The 2,741-nt window shown below is 35.3% G+C and carries 5 protein-coding genes; all 5 read left to right on the top strand.

The window, feature by feature from the left end; translation table 11 throughout:
• A partial coding sequence (locus IE039_RS08460) for a hypothetical protein (RefSeq protein WP_229782870.1) occupies positions 1 to 187 on the top strand: 187 nt, incomplete at its 5' end.
• A gap of 59 nt (positions 188 to 246) precedes the next feature.
• A complete protein-coding gene (locus tag IE039_RS08200) occupies positions 247 to 435 on the top strand; it encodes a ribbon-helix-helix domain-containing protein (RefSeq protein ID WP_189429013.1) in 189 nt (62 codons plus the stop codon).
• Between the two features lie 7 nt (positions 436 to 442).
• A complete protein-coding gene (locus IE039_RS08195) occupies positions 443 to 1,069 on the top strand; it encodes a replication protein (protein ID WP_010001599.1) in 627 nt (208 codons plus the stop codon).
• Positions 1,066 to 1,236, top strand: coding sequence for a hypothetical protein (locus IE039_RS08190; protein WP_011117348.1), 171 nt, complete (start codon positions 1,066 to 1,068; stop codon positions 1,234 to 1,236). The genes IE039_RS08195 and IE039_RS08190 overlap by 4 nt, the downstream gene beginning before the upstream one ends.
• 12 nt (positions 1,237 to 1,248) lie before the next feature.
• A complete protein-coding gene (locus tag IE039_RS08185; RefSeq protein ID WP_010003551.1) occupies positions 1,249 to 1,566 on the top strand; it encodes a DUF3892 domain-containing protein in 318 nt (105 codons plus the stop codon).
• Positions 1,567 to 2,741 lie beyond the last annotated feature (1,175 nt).

Raw genomic sequence — 2,741 nt, 5'->3', positions numbered from 1 at the left:
GTTTGAGTGGGATAAAAATTGGGAGAAAAACATGGGGGTACTACGACACCCCCCTATGTGGTCATTTGGTCATTTGGTCAAAATGGCTAGAAACGTTGATATGACAGGCTCAATTTTTGACCACAAAATTTGGTTTTTTTTGGTCATGGTCAAAAAAGTAACACTTTTCTTACTTTTTTGTTGCTGAACAGTAAGAAAAGTGTTACTCTTATTTTGAAAAGATAAAAAAAGAAGGTGGTGGTCATTTTGGTAAGCAATGATAAAAAGAGAGTGATGTTAACTCTAACAAAAGAAGTTGCTGATGATTTAGAAAAAAATGCAAAAAGTATGGGGTTAAGTAAGTCTGCACTTATTACTTCTTGGATTAACGAAAATTTTCCGCATTTTTTGAGAGAAACGGAAATCGCTATTCTTGCTTTTGTTTTGATAAGGTAATTATAGCATGGTTGAAAAAGATATTCAAAACGATGAAAAAGATAATCGTGTTAGGAATTGGAGTTGGATTGTATATCCTGAATCAGCTCCTGAAAATTGGAGACAATTGTTAGATGAAACAGGAGAAAAGTGGATAGAAAGCCCACTGCATGATAAAGATATAAACGAAACGACTGATGAAATAAAAAAACCTCACTGGCATATAATAATTTCGTTTACTAACAAAAAAAGCTATAAACAAGCGTTATATATCTCTGAAATGATGAATGCACCAGAACCAAAAAAAGTTGCTAGTTTACAAGGTTCAGTTCAATATTTGTGGCACAGAAACAATCCTGAAAAGTATCAGTATGATAAAAGTGAAGTTGTTGCTCATAATGGTTTTAAATATCGTCAATATTTAACAGATGTTGGAGTAGATACGGATGTCATTCTGCAAGAAATAGTGCAATGGATTCGTGAATCTAACTGTTATGAATATGGGGATTTAGTTGATTATGCTGTATCTGAAAAGTTCGATGATTGGTTTCCCACCGTTAGAAGTCAAACGATCTTTTTAACTGCTTATCTACGCTCTAATCGTCATAAGCCTTTTAAAAAAATAGATAGAGAAACTGGAGAGATATTGGAATGATGGATAGAGAAAAAGAATTACAAGCTGAAATTAAAGATTTAAAAAAAGAGAACGAAGAATTAAAAAAGCGAATTGAGAGATATAGGGAAATTGAAGTGGAATTATCAACGGAAGTTGATTTACTGAGTTATACTTTACATGGAAGTCCTACCGGAATAATAAAATGAGGAGGTGATTTAATGATTTATGCAACAGGAATTAGTTTTAATGAGAATGATGTTCATGATCTAAAAAGTATTGTTCAAATTAAGTTAGAATCAACCGAAGATGAAACTTGGACAGTTGATGATGAAAAAATTCAGGGATGGTACAAAAAAGAAGCTATTCATATTTGGCTCAAATCAAAAGGAGAACAAGGATTTAAAATTAAAGTTAAATTATCTCCATATTCTGAGTTAGAAGCTGTCGAAAGTAATGGTGTTAAATATGTTCGCGCAGTAGCAGATGATACTGAAAAAAATAATTTGTTAAAATTGAAGGCTTATACTGAGCAGTAGTTTTTAATTTGGTATGTAGGGCGTAGCCCTGCATGAGCGAGAGCGAGCTACTAACTAGCCTTAAAGTTACGTAAAAAAACAGCCAAAATTTTCGATAACGAGAGCGGAATTTTTCGTCAGAAAAATAAGCGGTGGGGTCTGTCCCACTGGCAAGGCGTCCCTCTGAAAGAGCTCACACTTTATAACATAAAGTATAGTGAGTTATACTTCGATGCCGTTTATCAGGAACGTAAGTACGGCAGAGAGGACATAAACAAAGAGACTGGTGAGATACAAAATTAATTATAAAATGGGAAGTGGGTGCTCAAAATGAGCGCCCCTTTAAAAATAGCAATGAAAAAATCATTGCTTAGAAGTTATACAAGATTAAAAAATAAGTGTCATAAAACTAATAGAAAAAGTGCATTATAGTCATAATCAAAGTTAATAAACAAGCTAATAACGTAACATTACGAGCTTTGGTTGTGTTCTGATTCCCATTTCTATATTCTTTCATAACAAATAACCAAGAAAGAATTACTAAAATTCCTAAAATAATTGCAAAAATTTTCATTTTTAAAACTCCTTTTTAGTAAACTTTATCACAATAGTTATCGATTTACAGGTCTATTTTTGTCGTTATGATTTAGTTAAGTCCCATAAGGGTGCACTTATACTCTAAATAAATTGGAGTTGTGCTAAAACACTTGAACCTGTATCAGATTTCACTTTGCTCAAACAAAACTGACTTTCGTCAGTTGGAATCTTCAAAGCCGATAAAGTCCAGTCGCCAACTCCTCCAGACTTATCGGCTTTGAAGATTGCTTTTAAATGCCTCTAATTTGCTCTCTAAGCCATTTTAGCTGTTACCTGTATAATTTACTGTCCGTCAACGGTAAATCGACGTAGAACGGCTTTTAGCCGTTCTGGGAGGCTTTAAGGAGTTGACGGACTCGCTAGGCCAAGACACTTTTGCGCATGCAAAGAAAAGCAACCCTGCTTTTTTTGCCTGCCTCACGGCGAGTGCGGGGTGAGTTTGAGCGGGGGCTCCCGCTCATTTAGGCGGTCAAGCTGGCGCAGCTTGGACTGGGTTTGGGGCGTCAGCGCCCATGATTTTGATTTGGTTTGAGTGGGATAAAAATTGGGAGAAAAACATGGGGGTACTACGACACCCCCCTATGTGGTCATTTGGTCAT

The organism is Leuconostoc lactis KCTC 3528 = DSM 20202 (genome assembly GCF_014651235.1).
GTDB lineage: Bacteria > Bacillota > Bacilli > Lactobacillales > Lactobacillaceae > Leuconostoc > Leuconostoc lactis.
Note: the sequence above shows the minus strand (reverse complement) of the source record. Positions and strands in the feature narration are given on the sequence as shown.